This window comes from Brevundimonas sp. Soil_N_31 (genome assembly GCF_057655995.1).
Window position 1 is genome coordinate 265901 of sequence record NZ_JBDGLE010000003.1, and the last position, 20591, is coordinate 286491.

Genomic DNA, 20591 nt, shown 5'->3' on the forward strand with positions numbered 1-20591 from the left:
AAGTGGTCAGGCCGCCAGACGCCCCCAAACCGCCTTGTCGGCGGCGACGGCGGACAGGCGGCCGTGGGAGGCGCGCGACTGGAGCTGACGCATGACGGCCTCGGGAAGGGCGCAGAAGCGCGGTTCGACCAGTTCGGGCGCGCAATCGGCTTCGGGCGCCGCAAACAGGGCGGCGTTGACCCCTTCGGTCCGGTGGGCGATCAGCCACGCGAGGCGACGCGCCTTCGCCGGGTCTTTGCGGTGCAGCAGCGGGTCTTCGGCGAACAGTTCGCAGCCCATCTCCAGCACATAGTCGAAGGACAGGCTCTCGAACCGGCGCACGTCATGGCTCGGGGCCGGGCAGGCCTCGTCCAGATCGAAGACGACATCGTTCAAGAGAAACAGCATGGACCGCGTCCGCTCGCAGGACCGTTCTGGCCCCCATGCGACGGGTTGTAGGGCGACCGCGCTTGCAGTCCGGTTCACGAACGCGGTGAACAGGCCGGTTACTATTATGAGTGGCCCTAACGCGCTTCGCGCTGCTTGAGGGCGGCTTGGCGGTAAAACCCTCTCCCGGCGGGAGAGGGCTTGAGCCTCCAAGAGCCGCAGGCGATTGGAATAGGCGAAAGGGTGAGGGGCTTGTCCTGTCAGTCGGCGTAAGCCGCCGCGCCGCGGCCTGCGGCCGACTTCATCCGCGAACCCTCACCCTTTCGCGCCAGAACGATCGCTGACGCTCTCGTGCACTCAAGCCCTCTCCCATCGGGAGAGGGATCAGACGTTTAGCCCTGCGTCTTTTCGGTCAGAAAATGCCGCCCCTGACGGTCCTCGATCTCGACGATCCAGAGGTCGGGGTCATAGCGGCGCTGGCGGTCCAGATAGGCGTCCAGTTCGCTTTCGAACTCGCTGGCGACGGGCTGGATCCATAAGGGCTCGCCGTCCTGGCCGGTCGCTTCGGTCCACAGGCGGGCGGTGCGGTTGGCGGTGTCATAGGCCTTGACGATGACGGCCCCGGCGCGGGCGTCGCCCTTCTTCACCACCACGGCGTGCGCGCCCTCAAGCTCGGCGCGGCGGATCAGGGCGCCGACCCAGACGTCAGTGGAAAGAAGCAATTGGTTCACCCTGTTTGGACACGGACCCGGAACCGGCGGCGGCTAGGGTGGCTGCATGAAGATAGCGCCGTCGCCCCGCATAGTCAGCAGAACGCTGGCCGCGATCCTCGCCCTGACCCTAGCGGCGGGGACGGCGACGGCGGCGGGCGACGTCTATTATGAGCGCGCTTTCGTGCGGGCGGCCCAGGACAAATGCCGCCTGTTCGAGCCGCGCCTGACCCAGGCGCTGGAGGCGGCGACCCTGCAGGCGCGCGGGGCGGCCCTGCGCGCCGGACGACCGGCGACCGAACTGGCCGCCACGGCCGGGCGAGCCAGGGCGCGGGCCGAGGCCACCCCCTGCAACGACGCCGAACTGAACCAGGTCAAGACGCGAGTGCGCCACGCCTTCGCCGGCTGGTCGCGGGCGGCGCGGATCAACTTCCCCGGCGACAAGGCCGACTGGAGCGCCGACCGTTTCGAGAGCGCCCGTGACGGCTGGCGCCTGTTTCAGGACGGGGCGACCGGCGCCTCGCCCGTGCGGTTCGGCCTGACCGGTCGGGCGCCGCAGGATGCGCGCCCGGCGGCGGTCGTGTCGTTCGTCGGCAAGCCCCGACCCTATGCCGCGCGCATCGTCATGCGCGATGCAGCGCGCTCGCCCCGGCCCTGGCTGGGCGCAGAGGGCCTGCCGCCGGACGCCGCGCGCCGCGCCGTCTTCGCCGCCGGGTCCGATCTGGCGCCGCGCGATCTGCTGGCGTCCGGCGCGCGGACGGGCGAGGTCTGGCGCTTTCCCGACAGCGCGACGGAGGCTCTGGCGGCGCTGGACCCGCGCGAGCCCTTCCTGATCGAATTCCTGTTCCGCGACGACAGCGTGGCGACCGCCCGGTTCGAGGCGGGCGACTTCGCCGCCGCCCGCGCCTTTCTGGCCATGGGGCCGGTCTAGGGCTTCAACTGACGCGGGGTGGAGGGGCCGTAATCCTCGTCGCCGTAGATCATGACGGGGACGGGCGCGCGTCCGGCGCGGGGCCACAGGGCCTCGATCCAGTCGGCGGCCGTATCGACGATGGCGTCCTGAACGCTGAAGCCGGGATCGCGTCCGAACATGGGCAGGTCGGGCTCGAAGCCTTCCTCGCCGTGGATGACTTCGAACAGAGTGCGGTGCGGCTCGATCGCCCGATTCAGGACATAGAGATCGGGGCCGTCCAGACTGACGTGGACGCTGAAGGCGCCTTCGCCGTCCTGATCGGGAAAGACAACGACGTGGATCTCGCGCGCCGCCTCGGGCAGAGCGGCCAGCAGGGCGCGGATGCGCTCCAGCGCCGGGCCGTCGTGAGCGTCGAGCGTGGCGCGCAGGGCGGTGCGATAGGCGGTTTCGTCCATGAGCGTCCTCGTCGGGCCGGAGGCGTCTTTCCTATGCCGGGCGCGGCGGCGCCGTCCAGTTTGGCGGTTGCGGCGAGGGCGGGCGGCGTGTTCCAGTGCGCGTCATGTTCGATCCCGCCCTGTTCGCCGCCTTTCTGGTCGCCATCACCATTCTGACGATCACGCCGGGGGTGGATACGGCGATGGTGCTGCGCTCGGCGGCGGCCGAGGGCGGGCGTTCGGCCGTCTTCGCCGGGGCGGGCATCCTGCTGGGCTGTCTGATCTGGGGCGCGGCGGTGTCGTTGGGGTTCGGGGCGCTGCTGCGGGTGTCGGAACTGGCCTATACGGCGGTGAAGTGGGCGGGCGCGGCCTATCTGGTCTGGCTGGGCGCGCAGATGCTGTTCAAGCCGCGCAGGAGTCTGGGCGAGCCGGGCGCCGCCCCGCCGCCCAGCGGTCCGGTCGCCTTTCGACGCGGTCTGCTGACCAATCTGCTGAACCCCAAGATCGGCGTCTTCTACGTGACCTTCCTGCCCCAGTTCGTGCCGCAGGGGGCCAATGTGGCGGCCTTCACCTTCTTCCTGGTCGGGGTGCATGTTGCGCTGACCATCGTCTGGTTCGCCGGGCTGATTTTGGCGACGGCGCCGCTGGGCCGGTTCCTGCGCCGACCGGCCGTAGTGCGGGGCATGGACCGGGTGGTCGGCGTCGTCTTCATCGGCTTCGGCCTGAAGCTGGCCGCGTCGCGGATCTGACGGATCAGACGTCGGCCAGGACCGGCAGGCGCAGGGCGGCCGCCGTGCCTTCGCCCAGGGTGCTGTCGAGGCTCATCGTCCCGTCATGCAACTGAGTCAGGGCGCGGACCAGGGCGAGGCCCAGTCCCGTGCCCTTCGCCTTTTGCGCTGCCTCGCCCGCCTGTTCGTAGGGGCGCCCCAGTCGCGCCAGATCAGCCTTGGCGATGCCGACGCCGGTGTCGGCGATGGTTAGTTCCAGCATGGTCCCTGCCGTCTGGGCTGTGGCTGTGACCGTTCCTCCGGCGGGGGTGAACTTCACCGCGTTCGACAGCAGGTTCAGCGTCATCTGCTTCAGCGCCCGACGGTCGGCCTGGATCATCAACGGTTCGGACGGAAGGACGGAGGTCAGCTCGACCCCCTTGTCCTCGGCCTGGAGGCGGACCAGGGCGAGGGCGGCGGCGACCGTCTCGCGCACGTCGAACCGTTCCAGCGACAGTTCGTAGCGGTCGGCCTCGATCCGGCTGACGTCCAGAACGTCGCTGATCAGGTCCAGCAGGTGGCCGCCCGCCTCATGGATGGAGCGGGCGTAGTCGGCGTATCGTGGCGGGACCGGGCCGAACAATTCCTGCCGCATGGCGTCGGAGAAGCCGATGACGGCGTTCAAAGGGGTGCGCAACTCGTGGCTCATGTGGGCAAGGAACCGCGACTTGCCTGCGCTCTGAGCCTCGGCCTCGACGCGGGCGGCGTCCAGTTCGACCTCGCGGGCGTACTGCAGGGTGGCGTCCAGCGCTTGAACGATCAGGCGTGGTCCTTCGCCCATTCGCCGTGCAGCCAGAAGGATGCGTCGGTCCAGCGCCAGACGCGGGGTGAAGCGGACCTGGGCTTCGCCAACGCTGCGCGCGCGGGCCAGGGCGACGAGGACGGCGGGACGGTCGGCGGCGTCGACGGCGGACAGCAGGCCGTCCTTGAACAGAGGCTCGACCGGGAGGGCGGCGGGCGCCGCGCCATAGGCGGCCAGGGCGCGCAGATCCTCGTCCAACGCCAAGGTCAAGCCGGGCTGGCCGGCCAGCAGGGTTTCGACCCCCGCCACGTCGGCCGCGGCGGTGTTGAAACGACGGGCCGCCCGGCGAGCGCCGAGGATCAGCGCCGCCGTCGCCGCTCCCGCCACGACCAGCGCGGAGACGCTTGCCGTGGTCGTCGCCGTGGGCGGCGCGCCCAACAGCCAGCCGGAGAGCAGGCCCGCCGCCGTCGCGCCTGTCGCGGCCAGGGCGGCGAGCAGCACCCGGCGGCGTCCGCCCAACGCTAGCCCGGCGGTCAGGGGCGCAAAGACGAAACCGGACAGGGGGCCGCCCGCGCCGCCGCTGAGCGCCGCCGCCGACAGGGCGGCCAACATCCACAACGTCATAAGGGCGGAGCGCGCTTCATCGGTGTCGCGACGCAGCAGGATCAATCCCGCCAGTCCGGGCCCGGTCATGACCGCCAGGGCCAGAAGCACGGGCGAGGCTGCGCCCGAAACCTGGCCGGTCATGGCGCCGGTCGCGACCAGGGCCGTCACCCCGACCGCCGCGGCCCAACCCGCATGCCAGGCGGCCACGGCCGCGCCGTCCCCGGGTGCGTGGACTTCGGGGCGTCGGATGGGATCAAGCAGGGCGGCGTGAGGCTTCAAGTCCACCTGGTCGGAGAAGGATCAAGGACAACTCTATAGTCTAGGCCGCGTCGCGCCCGGCCCCTAGGCCGCTCGCCTGTGGGGGGAGCATTATCCGACGGCTGGGGCGCCCGGTTGTGATCGCTGTCGCAGCGGCCTATGTCGCGGCCATGACTTCCGCCGCCGCTCCCGCCCGCTCCATCGACGAGACCCTGGCCGAACTGGTCGAGGAGTTCGACCTGCTGGGCGACTGGGAGGGGCGCATCGAATACGTCATCGATCTGGGCAAGGACTTGCCGCCTCTGTCCGAAGAGGCGCGGATCGAGGCGAACAAGGTGCCGGGCTGCGCCGCCCAGGTCTGGCTGTCGACGCGGGCCGAGGGCGATCGCCTGTTCTTCGACGCCGACAGCGACAGCGCCCTGTCCAAGGGCAATATCGCCCTGCTGCTGCGGCTCTATTCCGGGCGGCTCCCGGCCGAGATTCTGGATTTCGACGCCAGGGCGGCGCTGGACCGGCTGGGCCTGCCTTCGGCCCTGACGCGGCAACGCGCCAACGGCCTGAACAGCATGGTCGGCCGCATCCGCGAAGCGGCGCTGGCGGCTGGCTGACCGCGCTTCTCGCTTCCGGTCGAACGCGATCGGGCGCATGATGGGGCGTCTTATCCTGTGCGGAGCGGTCCGATGTCGGTCCTGGCGAAACGCGCGCCTTCCTTTTTCAATCCGATCCGAACGGCCGGCTGGAGCGCGGTCGGGCTGATCCTGCTGACGCCGCTGGTGGCCATGCAGTTCACCTCCGAGGTCGCCTGGGACGCGCAGGACTTCCTGTTCGCCGCCGTGCTGCTGATCGGGGCGGGGCTGCTGCTGGAGCTGCTGTTGTGGAAGGCGCGGACGCCGCTGGCGCGGCTGGCGCTGGCCGGGGCGGTGATCCTGGCCGTGCTGGTGATCTGGGCCGAGGCGGCGGTCGGGATCTTCTGAACCCCGACCGCCTTGTCGCGACCTACTGTTGCGGACCCAGGAAGGGGAAGGCCCGCGCGTTGCTGAACTTGGCGGTGGCGTCGCCGGCGTGGGTGTTGATCTGGTTCTCGCCCAGCTCCAGCCGCTTGACCGGGGCGCGCGGCGAGAAGTCGATCTTCTTCAGGTCCACCCAGAAGGTGTTCGGCGTCAGGGCCGATTCGAAGAAGTAGAGCTGACGCTTGTGATCCACGACCGTGCGCCAGCGCGTCGAGGAGATGTTCGGCTGGTCCGGGGTCGAGATGCCGAACGGCACCGAGACGTTGCGGATCACGCTGAACACGCTGGCCACGGCCATGTTCTGGTCTTCGAACTTGGGAATGGCGTTGGTGTAGAAGGAGGCGCGTGCATAGCGGTCGGCCGCCCGGTTGGTGCCCGGCAGCATGACCGTGCCGCCGATGCCCTGCCAATAGGTGTTCAGGGCCAACTGCTGATCGAAGGTCGGCGAGTTGGTCATCACCTGATAGTCGCGGCTGTGGTGCACGACCAGCTTGCCGTCGATGTATTCGAAGATGGCGCTGTCGCCGCTGCTGTCCGACAGGGACAGGTGCAGGGTGGTCAGGCGTTCCTGACCCGGCACATTGTCGCTGACCAGAACGAACGGCTCGTCGCGCAGGCCTTCGACGGCCTCGGCCACGGTGGCGAAGTTGTCGAGGGCGTACTGCGCCCAGGCGGCGATGCTGAGGGCGGGCTTGTTCGGATCGTGGGCCGGGTATTGCGACTCCACCAGCCACAGGACGTTGGCGACCAGGCCCATCTCGTTCACGCCGTCGACGGTCGAGATGTCGTAGCCGCTGGCGATGACGCTGCCGTATTTGGACGTCCAGGTCAGGGAGTTCGGACCGCCGGACCCGTCCCGCGCCATGCCGCGCGGAAAGATCCACAGGTTGGTCATGATCTCGTCCTTCCAGTCCATCGACCGGGCGGTGATCACCGCGCCGTCGTGGCCGTGATAGACAAGGCGCGTGCAGGCCTCGGCCGCCGGAACGGCCAGCATGAAGGCGGCGGCCAGGGCGGCGACGCCCTTCTTCATTCCAATACGCATGTCGTCTCCTGAGGTGAGAGGATCATCGGGGGAGGGAGGATCAGTAGGTCAGCGACAGGCCCAGCACCGGGCCGTGGCGGGTCACTTTCCAGTCGAAGCGCTGGCCGGTGAAATCGTCCTGCTCATAGTTCTGGTGCAGCATCCGATAGCCGGCGTTGACCGAGACGGCGCCGCCCGCCAGCGGCGTGCGGTAGGAGGCCAGGGCCTGCCAGCCCAGGCTGTGACGGTCGTTGTCTCCCAGGCCGCCGGCGTCGACCTGGGTCCGCAGGGTCCAGCGTTCGGACACGTCGCTCTCGACCCGCAGGCCCAACAGCAGGTCGGTCCATTCGGCGCCCTTCTGCGTGGCGCCCAGCGGGGTGTTCAGCTCGGCCCGCAGCTTGCTCCAGCGAGCGCCGATCAGCGGCTCGACGCGGAAGCTGCGCGCGTCGCCGAAGGCGGTGCGGCCGCCCACGGGATCGTCGATCAGGCGGAACAGCACGCCGCCCGAGACGGTGGTCGACCGGGTGCCCAGCGCGGCCGGAACGCCCATCAGGGACACGCCCTCATGGGTCTTGGCGTACTGATAGTCGACGAAGGCGCCCCAGCGGCCCTTGCGCACCTCCACGTCGCCCATGACGACGCTCTCCAACTGGTCGAAGGCGTCCGAGGCGGACACGTCCACCGGCGCCTTGTGCCCGGCCAGGGTGACGTTGCCGTCCAGGGAGGTGGTCCAGACATAGGGGCTGACGGTGACGCGCCACTGGTCGTCGGCGCCGGCCTGGGCGCTGGCGGAACCGGCGACGGCGAGGCTCGCCAGACCGAAAAGAAGCGAGGCGGGGCGGAGGAACGTCATGGGGAGTCTACTCACTGCGACCGAGAGAATCGCCCTTGGGTAGAACGGCCATGCTTAAGTAATCGTAGATCAGCAATCTTTGATTGCATCCTTCCGCTCGGCTCGCTCCGTCATCTGAAGCCGTAGTGATCGGCCAGCGCCTGCAGTCCCTGTTTCAGCAGGGTCTTGCCCTGACGGCGGCGCAGGGACAGGGCCTGCTCCGCCAGTTGCAGCGACGTGCCGTGAATGCAGACCTGTTCGACCATGGCGCGCAGGCGCGGGCCGCAGGCGTCCAGCGCCGCTTGGACTCGAGCTGATGCCGACAGGGCGCGGTCGCCCGGCTCGATCCGCCCCGCGCCGCCGCCCGAGCCCGAGCGCGGCAAAGCGTCCCAGCGCATGGTCAGGGACGGACCCGCCGCCGCGATCTCGGCCTCGGCGCGCAGGCGCTCGCCCGCCGCCACCTCGGCCGGGGTCAGCCACGGACGGCCCGACTGGTCCTTGCGCCGGGCCAGCCACAGGATCGGGCTCTCGCCCAGATTGGCGGGGCGCAGCGTCAGGCGGCCGTCTGCTTCCATCACCGCCCGTTCGCCCTCGATGACGCCGGGGCGGCCGGGAGGGGGAGCGGCGGGAGCATGGTCGTTAGCCGCGCGAGGCAGCCAGCCGCCGCCTTCGCGCAGCCGCAGGCCCGGCCGTTCGATCACGGCGCGGAAGGCGGCCTCGTCCAGGGTCAGCACCACCCGGCTGCGCCGGTCGCCGCCGAGACGCAAGGGATAGGCGCCGTTCGCCTGGTCCAGCCAGGCGCCGGGGCGTTGCAGCAGGCTGCGGGCGCGTTCCAGTTGGCGGCTCATCGGCGGGTTCCGATCTCGGGCGCCAGATCGACCAGCGGCAGCTCCATCACCGCGCGCAGCGCCCCCTCCAGCCCGTCCATCAGCGCGTCGTAGTCGGGCCGGTCGCGCTCGTCCTCGGCCCAGCGGCAGGCGGCGCCCGCCGTCGCCCGGTTCAGGCCGAAGGCGTGGGCCACCCTTTCCAGCGGCCAGCCGAAGGAGACGTGCGCCAGATACATGGCCGACCAGCGCGCCCGACAAGCCCGAGGCCGCACCCGCTCGCGCCGGGTCATCTCGGCGGTCGGCACGCCCAGGGCCAGGCCCGACAGCGACAGGGCCGCATCCGCCCGGATACGGTCGCCCTCCGTCACCGGCACACGATAGGGTTCCATGATCTGCGCTTCCTCCCGCCATTCCTGTGGATGTCGCCATTATGAGTGCGTTCGGCGACCGAGATAGGAATGTTGTCCTATCGAACGTCAGAAGCGGTCGCTTCCCCAGGCGGGGTCCGGCATCGGCGGGGGCGGTTGTGCACGTGCCCTGTGGAAGACGCGTCAGACGTCAACAGGGGAATGAGGGGGCGGCGCCAAATAAATTAACGAATCCTTGACTCAGGACTCTGGACGGCGATTCGCAAATCACCTTAGGCGTTTCATATCGGGATGCGTTAACCCTTCTTAAGGTTTTGGCCCGTTAACGTTGGAACAAGGTTACCCGGCCGTCGCTCCCGCGCGGCTATCCCAAGCTTTGCCTGGAGGGGCAAGAATGCGCGTCCTGCTGATCGAAGACGACCACGCGACAGCCCAAAGCATTGAGCTGATGCTCAAGTCGGAAGGCTTTAACGTCTATACGACGGACCTGGGTGAGGAAGGCATCGATCTGGGCAAGATCTATGACTACGACCTCATTCTGCTGGACTTGAACCTGCCGGACATGAGCGGGCTTGAGGTTCTGCGCCAGCTGCGCAACGGCAAGATCAATACGCCGGTGATGATCCTCTCGGGCAGCCATGAGATCGACACCAAGGTCAAGACCTTCGGCGGCGGCGCCGACGACTATCTGACCAAGCCCTTCCACAAGGACGAGCTGATCGCGCGCACCCACGCCGTGGTCCGCCGCTCCAAGGGCCACGCCCAGGCCATCATCCACACCGGCGAGATCGCGGTGAACCTGGACGCCAAGACCGTCGAGGTGAACAGCCACCGCGTGCATCTGACCGGCAAGGAATATCAGATGCTGGAGCTGCTCTCCCTGCGAAAGGGCACGACCTTGACCAAGGAGATGTTCCTGAACCACCTGTACGGCGGCATGGACGAGCCGGAACTGAAGATCATCGACGTCTTCATCTGCAAGCTGCGCAAGAAGCTGGCGACGGCCGCCGGCGGCAAGCACTACATCGAGACCGTCTGGGGCCGCGGCTATGTCCTGCGCGACCCGGCCGAAGGCGCGATCACCGTCGCCGCCTGAACAGATCCCGTCTGAGCCTCCACTCAGGAACGATCCAGAAACGCCCGCCGATGAACTCGGCGGGCGTTTTTATTTGTCCTTCTCCCACAAGGGGAGAAGGGATTACCGCGCGAACGCCTCGGTCAGCACGCCGAACAGCGGGTTGGGCCGCCCCTCGTCATTGAACAGCAGGGGGCTGTCCTGGCCGTCGTCGTTCTCGCCGCGACGCAGCCAGGAATCGCTGTCGCGCACCCCCCAGACGGTGAAGGCGAACCGCTGGGCGGGCGGCAGTTCCAAGAAGGCTTCGGCCAGTTCCGCCACGCGCGCCGTCTGCTGTTCGCGGCGCTGGCCGCGGGAGCGCAGATCGGGCAGGCGGCCGCCGCGTTTCAGCGAGGCGTCCAGTTCGGAGACATGGATGGGCAGGCCGAACTGGCGGGCCTCGTTCATGAAGCCCGCGATCTGGCCCTTGGGGATTTCGATATCGAGGTGGGACTGGATGCCGATGCCCTGAACCGGGGCACCCGCCTTCAGCAACCGCTCGACCAGACGCAGGAAGGCCGCGCCCTTCTTGGGCGTGTTCTCCAGGTTGTAGTCGTTCAGGAACAGGGTCGCCTCGGGCGCGGCGATGCGGGCCTGTTCGAAGGCGCGGATGATATAGGCGTCGATCCCGCCCAGACCCCGGCTCCAGACGCAGTCGCGATAGCCGCCGCCGTCGTCTTCGACGGGCTCATTGACCACGTCCCAACCGACGATCTGGCTGCGCCAGCGCCCGGCGACCTCGGCGATATAGCGGTCGTGTTCGGCGATGAAGCGCGGGCGGTCGTCGACGAGGGCGGTGAACCACGGGTGGTCCTGCGCATACCAGATCAGGGCGTGACCGAAGAGGCGGATGTCCAGATCGCGCGCGAAATAGGCGATGCGGTCCGGGGCGTCGAAACGCAGGGAGCCGTCCTTTTGCAGGATGTACTCCATCTTCATCTCCCACTCGGGCGTGAGTTGGGAGAAGTGGGTGGAGACGAGGCGGAACCAGTCCTGATCCGACAACTGGCCCGACATGGCCACGGTCCCGATGGGGAAGGGGGCGAGGGCCTTCAGCGGGCGGATGGGGCCGACAGGAGCCGCTTCGGGCGCCTCGCCCGCACCGCACGACGCGAGCGCGAGGGTTGAGGCCAGTAAAGCGCGACGGTCGATCATAACGCCTCTCCCTCCCCTTCATGGGGAGGGTGGTCGCGAAACGACCGGGTGGGGAGGGCCTGGTGATCCTGGCCTCGGCGCTTGAATAGCCACGTCGCCCCCACCCGGCCTCGGCCTGACGGCCTCAGCCACCCTCCCCATGAAGGGGAGGGAGAGGCGGCGGCGCGGGTTTCAGCCACGGCGGCGCAGGCCCATTTCGTCATAGGCGGCGGCCTCACGCTTGGCGGCGGCCGTCAGCTTGTTCAGCCGGGTGGTCTCGGCGACGTGCTCGAACTTCTTCAGTTCCTCGAAGGCGCCGGTCAGGGCGTCGCGGGCGCCTTCCTCTTCGGCGGCGACGGCGGCGACTTCGGCCTCGGCGTCGGCGCGGCGCTGCTTCCAGCCGGCCAGATAGGTCTGCAGCATCATGCCGGAGGACGGGTCGTGCCGCGCGTTCTCACGCTCGACCTCGGCCTCGGCGTCCAGCACGGCGACGCGCATCTCGGCCTCGGCCTTGCGGGCGCTGATCTCGGCCAGCCGCTTCTGCAGCGTCTCGACCTCATAGTTGGAGATGCGGATCAGGGATTGGGCCCAGGCCGTCATGCGTCGTCTCCCGCGATCATTGATCCACCATGCCCTGGTTCAGGATGGTTTCAAGTCTGTCGAAACTGTCAGTCAGACGCGTCACGTCGTCCTTGTCCTGGGTCAAGAAGCCTTCCAGGGCCGGATTCAGGGCGATGGCGCGGTCGACGATGGGATCGGCCCCGGTGCGATAGGCGCCGATGCGGATCAGCTCTTCCATGTTGGAATAGGCGCTCAGGCACTGGCGCGCGCGGCGGTTCAGTTCGCGCTCGGGCGGGGACTGGTTGCCGGGCATGGTGCGGCTGACGGATTTCAGCACGTCGATGGCGGGGAAGCGGCCGCGTTCGGCGATCTTGCGGTCCATGACGATGTGGCCGTCCAAGATGCCGCGCACGGCGTCGGCGATCGGCTCGTCATGGTCGCCCCCGTCCACCAGCACGGTGAACAGGGCGGTGATCGGCCCCGCCTCGGTCCCGTCCGGCCGGATCGGCCCTGGCCCGGCGCGCTCCAGCAGCTTGGGCAGTTCGGTGAAGACGGTGGGGGTGTAGCCCTTGGTCGTCGGCGGCTCGCCCGCCGCCAGGCCGATCTCGCGCTGGGCCATGGCGAAGCGGGTGACGCTGTCCATCAGGCACAGCACCTCCAGCCCCTGATCGCGGAAGAACTCGGCCACGGCCATGGTCATATAGGCGGCCTGGCGCCGCTTCAGCGCCGGTTCGTCGCTGGTGGCGACCACGACGACGGCGCGTTTCAGTCCCTCTTCGCCGAGGGTCTCCTCGATGAATTCGCGGACCTCGCGGCCCCGTTCGCCGATCAGGCCGACGACGACCACGTCGCAGGTCGCCTGACGCGCCAGCATGGACAGCAGCACCGACTTGCCCACGCCCGACCCGGCGAAGATGCCCAGGCGCTGGCCCCGGCTGGTGGTGGTGAAGACGTCCATCGCCCGCACGCCCAGATCCAGCCGCTCGCCCACCCGGCCGCGCGAATGGGCGGGCGGCGGCGGCGCCCGCAAGGGGTAGGGGACGAGGCCGGGCGTCAGCGGCCCCAGGCCGTCGATCGGCTCGCCGAAGGAATCGATGATGCGGCCCAGCCACGCCGTCGTCGGGCGCACGCTGGCGGCGGCGTTGACGATCTTGATGTCGGCGCCCGGCGCCACGCCCTCGACCGGGCCGAAGGGCATCAGCAGGGCCTTGGCCTCGCGAAAGCCGACGACCTCGGCGGGCAGGGGCGGCTGGCCGCGTCGCTCGATCTCGGCCCGCGCCCCGACGGCCAGACGCGACAGGCCGCCGCGCGATTCGATCAGCAGGCCGCTGACGCCCGCCACCTTGCCGGTGACGACCAGCGGGTCGATCGCTTCGACGGCGGCGACGAGATTGCGCAAAGAAGGCCCCTGGGCCGCAAGAGGCGCAGCCGTTCCCCGCAAACATGCTCGATCATGGTTAACAGGCGATGAAGTCAGGCATAATTTTTCAACTTATGATTGCAAGTAATAAAGATGAAACCTTTGAAGCGCCGTTGTTATCGACAGGCTTGTCTAATCCATCGCCGTTATTCTGAAGGGGAGCGGTTCGGATGTTCAGTGGAAGTCGTCGGTTAAAACAGGCTGCGGATCGAGAGCGGCTCGAGGAACTGGACCGCCGCATGGCGGCGATCGGACGATCCCAGGCGGTGATCGAGTTCGACCTGGACGGCACGATCCGGGACGCCAACGACAATCTGCTGCAGACCATGGGCTACGGCATGGACGAGATCCGGGGCCAGCATCACCGCATGTTCATGGATCCGGCCGAGGCGGCGACGTCCGACTACGCCGCCTTCTGGCGCGAGCTGAACGAGGGCCGCTTCGTCGCCCGCAAGTTCCGCCGCATGGCCAAGGGCGGGCGCGAGGTCTGGCTGGAGGCCTCCTACAACCCGGTGCTGGACGAGACGGGGCGGCCGCTGAAGGTGATCAAGCTGGCCGTCGACATCACTGAGGCCGAACAGGCGTCGCAGCGGGCGGAGCAGGCGCGCATGGCGGCCGAGGCGGCGCAGGCCCGGCTGGTCGGCGCCCTGGCCGAACAGCTTTCACGCCTGTCGGACGGCGATCTGAGGGCCGCCATCGAACAGGAGATGGAGGGCGCCCATCAGGCGGTAAAGGCGGACTTCAACGGCGCGGTGGCCAGTCTCAGGACGGCGTTGGAGCAGGTGCTGGCGGCGGTGACGGCGCTACGCGGCGGCTCGGACGAGATCAGCCAGGCGTCCGACGACCTGTCGCGCCGCACGGAACAACAGGCGGCGTCGCTGGAAGAAACGGCGGCGGCGCTGGATCAGATCACCGCCACGGTTCAGCGCAGCGCCGAGGGCGCGCGGCAGGCGGCGTCGGTCGCGTCAAAGGCCCATACCGAAGCGGGTCGCTCGGGCGAGGTGATGCGCCGCGCGGTCGCCGCCATGGACGGCATCAGCCGCCGCTCGTCCGAGATCGGCGACATCGTCGGCGTGATCGACGAAATCGCCTTCCAGACCAATTTGTTGGCCCTCAATGCGGGGGTCGAGGCGGCGCGGGCGGGCGACAGCGGGCGCGGCTTCGCCGTGGTCGCGTCCGAGGTGCGCGCCCTGGCTCAGCGTTCGGCCGAGGCCGCCAAGGAGATCAAGACGCTGATCGCGGCGTCGGGCGCCGAGGTGGCGCAGGGCGTGGAGTTGGTCGCCGAGACCGGCCGCGCCCTGGAGCTGATCGCTGGACAGGTCAATGAGATGGACAGCCTGGTCGCCGAAATCGCCGCCTCGGCCCAGGAGCAGGCCTCGGGCCTGGGGCAGGTCAATCAGGCGGTGAATCAGATGGATCAGGTCACCCAGCAGAACGCGGCGATGGTCGAGCAGACGACGGCGGCGGCCGCCAATCTGAAGACCGAGGCCGAGCACCTGGCCGAACTGGTCGGCCGCTTCCGCACGGGCGCCGACGACGGCGTGGTGCGCGAGCTGGCGAGGCGCGGCGGCCCGCCCCCGGCGCTGGAGGCGCAGCGCGCCCGCCTGCGCGCCGTGGTCAACGGCCCGGCGGTGGAGGAATGGACCGAGTTCTAGAATCTAGAACAGCAGCTTCACCGCTACGCGCATCAGCAGGGCCAGCACGGCGCCGAACACCAGGCAGGCGATCAGGTTGGGGACCGGCCGTTGCAGCCGGGACAACAGGAACTTCATCGAAACGCGCCTGTGGTCAGGCCGGAGCGGCCGGATCCTGCAGCGGCTGATCCTCGTCCGACGGAGAGGTCAGCACCGCGCCGACCGAGGCGGTGATGATGGCGGCGATGGCCAGCCATTGCAGGGTGCTGAGGTGTTCGCCCAGGACGAACAGCCCGGCCAGGGCGCCGATGGCCGGATCGCCGCTGACCGCCACGCCGAAGGTGCGCTTGGGGATGTGGCGCAGGGCGATCATGTCCAGCGTATAGGGCAGGGCGCTGGACACCAGGGCGACCACCAGGCCCAGGACCAGGATCTTCGGGTCGAACAAGGCCAGGCCCGCGCCGGCGATGCCGAACGGCACGACCGTCATGGCCGCCACCGACATGCCGATGGCGACCGTCGCGCCGCTGGGCAGGTGGCTGACGCGCTTGCCGAAGACGATGTAGCCCGCCCAGAACACCGCCGCCGCCGCCGCATAGGCGCAGCCGACCGGATCCAGCGTCGCCACGCCGCCGTCCAGCGGCAACAGCAGGCCCAGACCCAGGATCGCCAGGCCGACCCAGGCGAAGTGGATCAGACGGCGCGAATTGAACAGGGCGACCGACAGCGGTCCCATGAACTCGATCGCCAGCGCGACGCCCAGCGGAATGGTGTTCAGCGCCATGTAGAAGCTGAGGTTCATCAATCCCATGACCGCGCCGTAGATGGCCAGGGCGCGCAGGTCGCTGCGGGTGAAGGCGCTGCGCCAGGGCCGGAAGACCAGCAGAAGGAACAGGGCCGACAGCCCGACGCGCAGGGCCGCCGTCCCGGCCGGTCCGACCATGGGGTACAGCGTCTTGGCGAAGGAGGTGCCGGCCGAAAGCGACACCATCCCGCCGATCAGGGCGAGGTAGGGCAAAATGGCCGCGATGCGCGGCGTGCGAAGGGCGAGCGTCAGGGAGGACATGGCGCGGAACCTAGCCAAAACCCGTCTGTGTTTCTCGCTGATTTCACCTGCCATGATGCAAGAAACAGGCGTATGTTCTCATCAAATGCAAGAAAACATCGATCTCGATTCCTTCGATCGCCGACTGCTGGCCCTGGTCCGCCGCGACAACCTTCAGCCCGCGCGCGTGCTGGCGGAAAAGGTCGGCCTGTCGGAATCGGCGGTGTCGCGACGGCTGCGGCGCCTGCGCGACGAAGGGGTCATCATCGCCGATGTCTCCGTGGTCGATCCCGCCCGGCTGGCGCGCGCCCTGACGATGCACGTCCTGGTCGAGATGGAGCGCGAAGGCACCGCCGTTCTGGACGCCCTGATCGACAAGCTGACCGCCCGACCCGAGGTCCAGGCCGCCTGGTATGTGACGGGCGACACCGACCTGATCCTCTATGTCGTGGTGCCGACGATGGAGGCCTATGAGGTCTTCACCCGCGAGATGCTGAACGATGACGCGCGCGTGCGCGCTTTCAAGACCCTGATCTCGATCCGGGAGGTGCTGCCTTTCGACCCCGCGCGGCGGGCCCTGGCGCGATGAAATTCGGTTTCAGGCCTTGATTCAGTTTCGCCGCTGAATCGCCTTGAGAATCCGGATAGGCTGATCTCATGCATGGTCGTTTTCCGATCCTCTACATCGCCGAGGCGGACGCCGAGGAGGCGGTCCTGTCGTCGGGGGCGCTGGCCCAGCTTGTCGAGGCCATCCCTCAGGCGACCTTCACCGTCGTCGGTTCGCCGGCCAGCGCGCCGCTGTTCGCCGACCTGCCGCGTCTTCAGCGGCTGATCACCCTGGACCGCGACGGGCGCTGGGACTGGATCGCCCTGTGGAACCAGGTGCGCGAGACCAACTGGGGGCTGGTGGTCGACATGCGCGGCTCGACCCTGTCGGGCAAGCTGCGACGTCAGCGTCGGGCGGTGAAGGACAAGGCGGCGCCGGGCGTGCATCTGGTCGAACAGGCGGCGCGGACCCTGCAATTGGACGAGATTCCGCCGCCGAAATTGTTCATCAGCCGCGACACGCAGGAAGCCGCCGACGCCCTGATCTCGCCGGGTTCGGGCCCGATCCTGGCCATCGGGCCGGGCGCTGACTGGATCGGCAAGCGCTGGCCCGCCGATCGCTACGCCAAGATCGCCATCTCTCTGCTGGGCGAGGGCGGACCGCTGGCCGGCGGGCGGCTGATGATCGTGGGCGAGGAGGCGGACCGCGACGCGGCCCAGACCGTCCGCTCGGCGGTCAAGCGCGACCGGGTGATCGAACTGCAGGGGCGGCTGACGCGACTGCAGACGGCGGCGGCCCTGTCGCACGCGGATCTCTATCTGGGCGGCGACTCCCTGTGGACCCAGCTGGCCGTGGCGGCGGGCGTTCCGGCGGTGGCGGTCTTCGGCCCTTCGGATGAGACGCTGAAACGCCCGTGGACCGGTGTCGCCGTGCGCGGCCCGCGCACCCTCGACGAGTTCCGCGAACTGGACCCGCGCCTGAACCAGCACATCCAGCACATGATGGACCTGCCCTATGAGCGGGTGCTGAAGGCGGCGAAGAAGCTGCTGGCCGAACGGGCGGCCTGATCGCCCCTCGGCTTGCGTCTCTAAGCCTCCGGCGCGCATAAGCGCCGGAGTTTCAGGAGATACGCGATGACCCAGACCTATGACCTGATCGTTCGGGGCGGCGAAGTGGCCAACCACGCCGGGCGGGGCAAGGCCGACGTCGGCGTCATCGACGGCCGCATCGCCTTCATCGGCGACCTGTCGCAGGCCTCGGCCGGAGAGGTGTTCGACGCGACGGGCCTGACCGTCCTGCCGGGCGTCATCGACACCCAGGTCCACTTCCGCGAGCCGGGGCTGGAGTGGAAGGAAGACCTCGAAACCGGCAGCCGCGCGGCGGCTCTGGGCGGCGTCGTCGCCGTGTTCGAGATGCCGAACACCAACCCCAATGCGACCGATCCCGACACCATGGCCGACAAGCTGGCGCGGGCGCGCGACCGGATGTGGACGGACCACGCCTTCTACGTCGGCGGAACGCATGAGAACGCCGCGCACCTGGCCGATCTGGAGCGCCTGCCGGGCTGCTGCGGGGTCAAGGTCTTCATGGGCGCCTCGACCGGCGACCTGCTGATCGCCGACGACGAGGGGGTGCGCAAGGTGCTGTCGAACGTGCGTCGCCGCGCCACCTTCCACTCGGAAGACGAATACCGTCTGGTTGAGCGCCGCAACCTGGCCCGCACCGGCGACTGGACCAGCCACCCCGAGGTCCGCGACGCCGAAAGCGCCATCATGTCCACGCGCCGCCTGGTCGGCCTGGCGAAAGAGACCGGCGCCCGCATCCACGTCCTGCACGTCACGACGAAGGACGAGATGGAGTTCCTGCGCTTCCACAAGGACGTCGCCACCGTCGAGATCACGCCCCAGCACCTGACTCTAGCGGCGCCGGAAGCCTATGAGCGTCTCGGCGCCTACGCCCAGATGAACCCGCCGATCCGGTCGCAGGAGCATGTCGACGCCCTTTGGCTGTGGGGCATGCAGCAGGGCGTGGCCGATGTGCTGGGCTCGGACCACGCGCCGCACACCAAGGAAGAAAAGTCCAAGCCCTATCCGGCCTCGCCGTCGGGGATGCCGGGGGTGCAGACCTTGGTGCCGCTGATGCTGACGCATGTGGCCGAGGGCCGCCTGTCGCTGGAGCGCTTCATCGACCTGACCTCGGGCGGGGCGCAGCGGGTGTTCGGCACGGCCAACAAGGGGCGGATGGCCGTCAGCTATGACGCCGACCTGACCATCGTCGACCTGAAGGCGAAGAAGACCATCACGCACGACCAGCAGGCCACGCGCTGCGGCTGGACCCCCTTCGACGGCTTCGAGACGACGGGCTGGCCGGTGGCCACCATCGTGCGCGGCCGCGTGGTGATGAAGGACGGCGAACTGATCGGTCAGGCGCACGGCCGCCCGGTGCGGTTCCAGGAGACGCTGGCGGGGTGAATCAGACCGTCATCCTCGGGCTCGTCCCGAGGGCCTAGGGTTGAATGGGCAAGAGGGCCGGATCGTCTGGCCTGATCCAATTGGACGGGAACCGGCGGCCGCAGAGATGGACCCTCGGGACAAGCCCGAGGGTGACGAGAACTTGGGAAGCGGCGCGAAACTCCGACTCGGCCTGATCGGCTTCGGCGCCTTCGGGCGGCTGACGGCGAAACATCTGTCGCCGTGGTTCGACATCCTCGCCCATGATCCGGCGATCAGCGACGGCGAGGGGCTGGCGCGCATGACGACGCTGGAAGAGGCGGCCGCCTGTCCGGTGGTGGTGCTGGCCGTGCCGGTCGGCGTGTTGGCGGAAACGGTCGCGGCGATCGCGCCGCATCTGACGCCGGGCGCCCTGATCCTCGACGTCGGCTCGGTGAAGGTGAAGCCGGCCAAGGTCATGCGGGAGGGGCTGCCCGAGGGCGTGCAGATCGTCGGAACCCACCCCCTGTTCGGCCCCCAGAGCGGCAAGGACGGCATCGCGGGGCTGAGGGTCGCCGTCTGCCCGGTGCGCGGCGACAAGGCGGCGCGGCGCGTCGCCGCCTTCTGCAGGAAGGCGTTGGGGCTGAAGGTCTTCGTCGTCACGCCGGAGGATCACGACCGCGAGGCGGCGACGGTGCAGGGCCTGACCCATCTGATCGCCAAGGTGCTGCTGGCGATGGAGCCTCTGCCCACGCGAATGACGACGACCAGTTTCGAGCGCGTCATGCAGGGCGTCGACATGGTCCGCCACGACAGCGCGGCGGTGTTTCGCGCCATCGAACACGACAACCCCTTCGCCGCCGAAGTCCGCCGCCGCTTCTTCGATTTGGCCGAACAGGCGCGGGCGGAACTGGACGATTAGAGCCTAGCGCGGTTTCAGGATGAAATCCGCCACGGCGGGCGCGACTTCGGCGCCCAGGGGAATGGAGGCGTCGCCATAGGTCGCGGCGTTGCCGGCGCGGTCCATCGGGGCCGGGCGCAGGACGTGGTTAAGGCCGTCGAAGATCACGACCTCAGCCCTGGGTTGGGCCTTCGCCAGGCGCTCCGTATTGGATGGGGGCGCCTGGATATCGGTGGAGCCGTGACCGAGCAGGATCGGACGGTCGTAGTCAGCGATCAGCGCCTCGGGATCGACCACGAAGTAGGAGATCAGGTACGGCTGGACCGACGGGCGAAACAGGGCGGCCAGGGCGGGCGGCGTCTGGGCGACGGTGCGTCCCGCTTCCAGTTCGTCTAGAATGGCGAAGGCGTCGGCCTTCATGGCTTCGGGCAGGGCGGCCTCAAGCTGGCGGCGTACGGCGACGCCCGCACGCTCACCGACCGGCGACAGCAGGACCAGGCCGCAGACCAGAGGGTTGTCGGCCGCCGCGGCCTGTCCGATCAGGGCGCCTTCGCTGTGTCCGATCAGCCAGACGCAAGGCTGGCCTGTCCGCTTCGCCGTCAACCGGGCCCAGGCCTTGGCGTCGTCGATCATGGTGTCGAAGGTCAGATTGGCCTCGTCCGTCGCCGCCGCCGTGCTGGCGGCGATACCGCGCTTGTCATAGCGGACGGTCGCCACGCCGCGCTCGGCCAGGCCTTCGGCCAGTTGGCGATAGACGCCGCCCGTCACGCCGATCGGACTGTTCCCATCGCGGTCGGTCGGGCCGGAGCCGGCGATGATGACGGCGGCGGCGCGTGTCTGATCTTCCGGTGTCAGCAGGGTTCCGTGCAGGGGAGCGGGCGTCGAGGCCAGCTCGACCGGCGTCGAAACCGGCGAGAGCAGCAGGGCGGCGGCGAGGGTCAGCATGCTT

23 protein-coding genes are annotated in these 20591 nt (G+C 68.9%); 10 read left to right on the forward strand and 13 right to left on the reverse strand.

The features are described 5' to 3' along the window. Positions 1-6 precede the first annotated feature (6 nt). Positions 7-387, reverse strand: a complete 381-nt coding sequence (locus AC3A3G_RS06740; RefSeq protein ID WP_200168149.1) for a hypothetical protein — start codon at positions 385-387, stop codon at positions 7-9. 371 nt (positions 388-758) lie between these two features. Next, the gene (locus AC3A3G_RS06745) at positions 759-1088 is read right to left on the reverse strand and encodes a DUF1491 family protein (RefSeq protein WP_200168148.1); all 330 of its coding nucleotides are present in this window, start codon (positions 1086-1088) and stop codon (positions 759-761) included. A gap of 55 nt (positions 1089-1143) precedes the next feature. Between AC3A3G_RS06745 and AC3A3G_RS06750 the strand changes: the two genes are divergently transcribed. Beyond that, the gene (locus AC3A3G_RS06750; RefSeq protein ID WP_487487820.1) at positions 1144-2007 is read left to right on the forward strand and encodes a hypothetical protein; all 864 of its coding nucleotides are present in this window, start codon (positions 1144-1146) and stop codon (positions 2005-2007) included. On the opposite strand, the gene AC3A3G_RS06755 is transcribed toward AC3A3G_RS06750, so the two are convergent. Further along, positions 2004-2444, reverse strand: coding sequence for a DUF6389 family protein (locus tag AC3A3G_RS06755; RefSeq protein ID WP_368925244.1), 441 nt, complete (start codon positions 2442-2444; stop codon positions 2004-2006). The two genes, AC3A3G_RS06750 and AC3A3G_RS06755, sit on opposite strands and share 4 nt — an antisense overlap. Positions 2445-2548: 104 nt before the next feature. Between AC3A3G_RS06755 and AC3A3G_RS06760 the strand changes: the two genes are divergently transcribed. Next, the gene (locus AC3A3G_RS06760; RefSeq protein ID WP_487487821.1) at positions 2549-3172 is read left to right on the forward strand and encodes a LysE family translocator; all 624 of its coding nucleotides are present in this window, start codon (positions 2549-2551) and stop codon (positions 3170-3172) included. Between the two features lie 4 nt (positions 3173-3176). Here the strand turns inward: AC3A3G_RS06760 and AC3A3G_RS06765 are convergent, their stop codons facing one another. Then, positions 3177-4745: a sensor histidine kinase gene (locus tag AC3A3G_RS06765; protein WP_487487822.1), complete on the reverse strand. Its 1569-nt coding sequence runs from the start codon at positions 4743-4745 to the stop codon at positions 3177-3179. A 221-nt stretch (positions 4746-4966) separates the two neighbouring features. On the opposite strand from AC3A3G_RS06765, the gene AC3A3G_RS06770 reads away from it, so the two are divergent. Beyond that, positions 4967-5404, forward strand: a complete 438-nt coding sequence (locus tag AC3A3G_RS06770) for a SufE family protein (protein ID WP_200168182.1) — start codon at positions 4967-4969, stop codon at positions 5402-5404. A 72-nt stretch (positions 5405-5476) separates the two neighbouring features. Beyond that, positions 5477-5770, forward strand: coding sequence for a hypothetical protein (locus AC3A3G_RS06775; RefSeq protein ID WP_200168145.1), 294 nt, complete (start codon positions 5477-5479; stop codon positions 5768-5770). Between the two features lie 22 nt (positions 5771-5792). Here the strand turns inward: AC3A3G_RS06775 and AC3A3G_RS06780 are convergent, their stop codons facing one another. The 4 genes from AC3A3G_RS06780 to AC3A3G_RS06795 all read right to left on the reverse strand — a co-directional run bounded on the left by AC3A3G_RS06780 (position 5793) and on the right by AC3A3G_RS06795 (position 8878). Beyond that, positions 5793-6851 (reverse strand): linear amide C-N hydrolase, encoded by a 1059-nt coding sequence (locus AC3A3G_RS06780; RefSeq protein ID WP_487487823.1) that lies wholly within the window; start codon positions 6849-6851, stop codon positions 5793-5795. Between the two features lie 40 nt (positions 6852-6891). Continuing rightward, positions 6892-7683, reverse strand: coding sequence for a hypothetical protein (locus AC3A3G_RS06785; RefSeq protein WP_487487824.1), 792 nt, complete (start codon positions 7681-7683; stop codon positions 6892-6894). Between the two features lie 110 nt (positions 7684-7793). Continuing rightward, complete coding sequence (locus AC3A3G_RS06790) at positions 7794-8510, reverse strand: DUF6456 domain-containing protein (RefSeq protein WP_200168143.1); 717 nt, start codon at positions 8508-8510, stop codon at positions 7794-7796. Beyond that, on the reverse strand, positions 8507-8878 hold the full coding sequence (locus AC3A3G_RS06795; RefSeq protein ID WP_487487825.1) for a chromosomal replication initiator DnaA: 372 nt from the start codon (positions 8876-8878) through the stop codon (positions 8507-8509). The genes AC3A3G_RS06790 and AC3A3G_RS06795 overlap by 4 nt, the downstream gene beginning before the upstream one ends. Positions 8879-9251: 373 nt before the next feature. Here AC3A3G_RS06795 and ctrA point away from each other — a divergent pair, with 373 nt between their 5' ends. Further along, complete coding sequence (ctrA, locus tag AC3A3G_RS06800) at positions 9252-9953, forward strand: response regulator transcription factor CtrA (protein WP_125899925.1); 702 nt, start codon at positions 9252-9254, stop codon at positions 9951-9953. A gap of 102 nt (positions 9954-10055) precedes the next feature. Here ctrA and AC3A3G_RS06805 read toward each other — a convergent pair whose 3' ends face one another. The 3 genes from AC3A3G_RS06805 to fliI form a co-directional block, all read right to left on the reverse strand. Next, positions 10056-11126 (reverse strand): endo-1,4-beta-xylanase, encoded by a 1071-nt coding sequence (locus tag AC3A3G_RS06805; protein WP_289648435.1) that lies wholly within the window; start codon positions 11124-11126, stop codon positions 10056-10058. A 171-nt stretch (positions 11127-11297) separates the two neighbouring features. After that, a complete protein-coding gene (locus tag AC3A3G_RS06810) occupies positions 11298-11705 on the reverse strand; it encodes a flagellar export protein FliJ (RefSeq protein WP_200168141.1) in 408 nt (135 codons plus the stop codon). Between the two features lie 16 nt (positions 11706-11721). Beyond that, a complete protein-coding gene (fliI, locus tag AC3A3G_RS06815; RefSeq protein WP_289648434.1) occupies positions 11722-13065 on the reverse strand; it encodes a flagellar protein export ATPase FliI in 1344 nt (447 codons plus the stop codon). A gap of 260 nt (positions 13066-13325) precedes the next feature. On the opposite strand from fliI, the gene AC3A3G_RS06820 reads away from it, so the two are divergent. After that, a complete protein-coding gene (locus AC3A3G_RS06820) occupies positions 13326-14741 on the forward strand; it encodes a methyl-accepting chemotaxis protein (protein ID WP_487487826.1) in 1416 nt (471 codons plus the stop codon). A gap of 133 nt (positions 14742-14874) precedes the next feature. On the opposite strand, the gene AC3A3G_RS06825 is transcribed toward AC3A3G_RS06820, so the two are convergent. After that, positions 14875-15786: an EamA family transporter gene (locus AC3A3G_RS06825; protein ID WP_200168138.1), complete on the reverse strand. Its 912-nt coding sequence runs from the start codon at positions 15784-15786 to the stop codon at positions 14875-14877. An 85-nt stretch (positions 15787-15871) separates the two neighbouring features. On the opposite strand from AC3A3G_RS06825, the gene AC3A3G_RS06830 reads away from it, so the two are divergent. From AC3A3G_RS06830 to AC3A3G_RS06845, 4 genes are all read left to right on the forward strand, one after another. Then, positions 15872-16354: an Lrp/AsnC family transcriptional regulator gene (locus AC3A3G_RS06830; protein WP_292058739.1), complete on the forward strand. Its 483-nt coding sequence runs from the start codon at positions 15872-15874 to the stop codon at positions 16352-16354. Between the two features lie 68 nt (positions 16355-16422). After that, positions 16423-17379, forward strand: a complete 957-nt coding sequence (locus AC3A3G_RS06835; RefSeq protein ID WP_412878318.1) for a glycosyltransferase family 9 protein — start codon at positions 16423-16425, stop codon at positions 17377-17379. Positions 17380-17445: 66 nt separating this feature from the next. Beyond that, positions 17446-18783, forward strand: coding sequence for a dihydroorotase (locus AC3A3G_RS06840; protein WP_487487827.1), 1338 nt, complete (start codon positions 17446-17448; stop codon positions 18781-18783). A 106-nt stretch (positions 18784-18889) separates the two neighbouring features. Continuing rightward, on the forward strand, positions 18890-19663 hold the full coding sequence (locus AC3A3G_RS06845) for a prephenate dehydrogenase/arogenate dehydrogenase family protein (RefSeq protein WP_487487828.1): 774 nt from the start codon (positions 18890-18892) through the stop codon (positions 19661-19663). A gap of 3 nt (positions 19664-19666) precedes the next feature. On the opposite strand, the gene AC3A3G_RS06850 is transcribed toward AC3A3G_RS06845, so the two are convergent. After that, positions 19667-20587 carry an alpha/beta hydrolase gene (locus AC3A3G_RS06850; RefSeq protein WP_487487829.1) on the reverse strand — a complete coding sequence of 307 codons (921 nt, stop codon included), beginning with the start codon at positions 20585-20587 and terminating at the stop codon, positions 19667-19669. Between the last annotated feature and the right edge of the window lie 4 nt (positions 20588-20591).

Bases quoted from the DNA above. Each gene is read 5' to 3' on its own strand.
- AC3A3G_RS06760 (WP_487487821.1), top strand. From the start codon at position 2,549: ATGTTCGATCCCGCCCTGTTCGCCGCCTTTCTGGTCGCCATCACCATT.
- AC3A3G_RS06795 (WP_487487825.1), bottom strand. From the start codon at position 8,878: ATGGAACCCTATCGTGTGCCGGTGACGGAGGGCGACCGTATCCGGGCG.
- AC3A3G_RS06750 (WP_487487820.1), top strand. From the start codon at position 1,144: ATGAAGATAGCGCCGTCGCCCCGCATAGTCAGCAGAACGCTGGCCGCG.
- AC3A3G_RS06805 (WP_289648435.1), bottom strand. From the start codon at position 11,126: ATGATCGACCGTCGCGCTTTACTGGCCTCAACCCTCGCGCTCGCGTCG.
- AC3A3G_RS06840 (WP_487487827.1), top strand. From the start codon at position 17,446: ATGACCCAGACCTATGACCTGATCGTTCGGGGCGGCGAAGTGGCCAAC.
- AC3A3G_RS06775 (WP_200168145.1), top strand. From the start codon at position 5,477: ATGTCGGTCCTGGCGAAACGCGCGCCTTCCTTTTTCAATCCGATCCGA.
- AC3A3G_RS06810 (WP_200168141.1), bottom strand. From the start codon at position 11,705: ATGACGGCCTGGGCCCAATCCCTGATCCGCATCTCCAACTATGAGGTC.
- AC3A3G_RS06785 (WP_487487824.1), bottom strand. From the start codon at position 7,683: ATGACGTTCCTCCGCCCCGCCTCGCTTCTTTTCGGTCTGGCGAGCCTC.
- AC3A3G_RS06740 (WP_200168149.1), bottom strand. From the start codon at position 387: ATGCTGTTTCTCTTGAACGATGTCGTCTTCGATCTGGACGAGGCCTGC.
- AC3A3G_RS06830 (WP_292058739.1), top strand. From the start codon at position 15,872: ATGCAAGAAAACATCGATCTCGATTCCTTCGATCGCCGACTGCTGGCC.
- AC3A3G_RS06825 (WP_200168138.1), bottom strand. From the start codon at position 15,786: ATGTCCTCCCTGACGCTCGCCCTTCGCACGCCGCGCATCGCGGCCATT.
- AC3A3G_RS06780 (WP_487487823.1), bottom strand. From the start codon at position 6,851: ATGCGTATTGGAATGAAGAAGGGCGTCGCCGCCCTGGCCGCCGCCTTC.
- AC3A3G_RS06845 (WP_487487828.1), top strand. From the start codon at position 18,890: ATGGACCCTCGGGACAAGCCCGAGGGTGACGAGAACTTGGGAAGCGGC.
- AC3A3G_RS06790 (WP_200168143.1), bottom strand. From the start codon at position 8,510: ATGAGCCGCCAACTGGAACGCGCCCGCAGCCTGCTGCAACGCCCCGGC.
- AC3A3G_RS06850 (WP_487487829.1), bottom strand. From the start codon at position 20,587: ATGCTGACCCTCGCCGCCGCCCTGCTGCTCTCGCCGGTTTCGACGCCG.
- AC3A3G_RS06835 (WP_412878318.1), top strand. From the start codon at position 16,423: ATGCATGGTCGTTTTCCGATCCTCTACATCGCCGAGGCGGACGCCGAG.
- ctrA (WP_125899925.1), top strand. From the start codon at position 9,252: ATGCGCGTCCTGCTGATCGAAGACGACCACGCGACAGCCCAAAGCATT.
- AC3A3G_RS06820 (WP_487487826.1), top strand. From the start codon at position 13,326: ATGGCGGCGATCGGACGATCCCAGGCGGTGATCGAGTTCGACCTGGAC.
- AC3A3G_RS06770 (WP_200168182.1), top strand. From the start codon at position 4,967: ATGACTTCCGCCGCCGCTCCCGCCCGCTCCATCGACGAGACCCTGGCC.
- AC3A3G_RS06755 (WP_368925244.1), bottom strand. From the start codon at position 2,444: ATGGACGAAACCGCCTATCGCACCGCCCTGCGCGCCACGCTCGACGCT.